Genomic DNA, 1155 nt, shown 5'->3' on the forward strand with positions numbered 1-1155 from the left:
AACGTTGGTACTATCGGCCACGTCGACCACGGTAAAACTACCCTGACTGCAGCAATCACTACCGTTCTGGCTAAAACCTACGGCGGTTCTGCACGCGCATTCGACCAGATCGATAACGCACCAGAAGAAAAAGCTCGTGGTATCACCATCAACACTTCACACGTTGAATATGACACCCCGACTCGTCACTACGCGCACGTTGACTGCCCAGGGCACGCCGACTACGTGAAAAACATGATCACCGGTGCTGCTCAGATGGACGGCGCTATCCTGGTTGTTGCTGCGACTGATGGCCCTATGCCTCAGACTCGTGAGCACATCCTGCTGGGTCGCCAGGTTGGCGTTCCATACATGATCGTGTTCATGAACAAATGCGACATGGTTGATGATGAAGAGCTGCTGGAACTGGTAGAAATGGAAGTTCGTGAACTTCTTTCTGCTTACGAATTCCCAGGCGACGACATCCCGGTCATCAAAGGTTCAGCGCTGAAAGCACTGGAAGGCGATGCCACTTGGGAAGCGAAAATCATCGAACTGGCAGAAGCACTGGACAGCTACATTCCATTGCCAGAGCGTGCTATCGATAAGCCATTCCTGCTGCCAATCGAAGACGTATTCTCCATCTCCGGTCGTGGTACAGTTGTTACCGGTCGTGTAGAGCGCGGTATCGTTAAAGTCGGCGAAGAAGTTGAAATCGTAGGTATCAAGGACACTGTTAAGTCTACTTGTACTGGCGTTGAAATGTTCCGCAAACTGCTGGACGAAGGCCGTGCTGGTGAGAACGTTGGTGTTCTGCTGCGTGGTATCAAACGTGAAGACATCGAACGTGGTCAGGTTCTGGCTAAACCAGGTTCAATCAAACCACACACCAAGTTTGATTCCGAAGTGTACATCCTGAGCAAAGATGAAGGTGGTCGTCATACTCCATTCTTCAAAGGCTACCGTCCACAGTTCTACTTCCGTACAACTGACGTGACCGGTACTATCGAACTGCCAGAAGGCGTTGAGATGGTAATGCCTGGTGACAACGTGAACATGGTTGTTACCCTGATCCACCCAATCGCGATGGATGACGGTCTGCGTTTCGCAATCCGTGAAGGCGGCCGTACTGTAGGCGCTGGTGTTGTTGCTAAAGTTATCGCTTAATCGCTGATA

The 1155-nt window shown here is 51.1% G+C and carries 1 protein-coding gene; it reads left to right on the forward strand.

Annotated elements, in window-relative coordinates:
* On the forward strand, positions 1-1146 hold a 1146-nt coding region (gene tuf / locus D6C13_RS25290; RefSeq protein WP_120135346.1), incomplete at its 5' end, for an elongation factor Tu.
* Between the last annotated feature and the right edge of the window lie 9 nt (positions 1147-1155).

Origin of the sequence: Rahnella woolbedingensis, assembly GCF_003602095.1 — a bacterium.
Classification (GTDB): Bacteria; Pseudomonadota; Gammaproteobacteria; order Enterobacterales; family Enterobacteriaceae; genus Rahnella; species Rahnella woolbedingensis.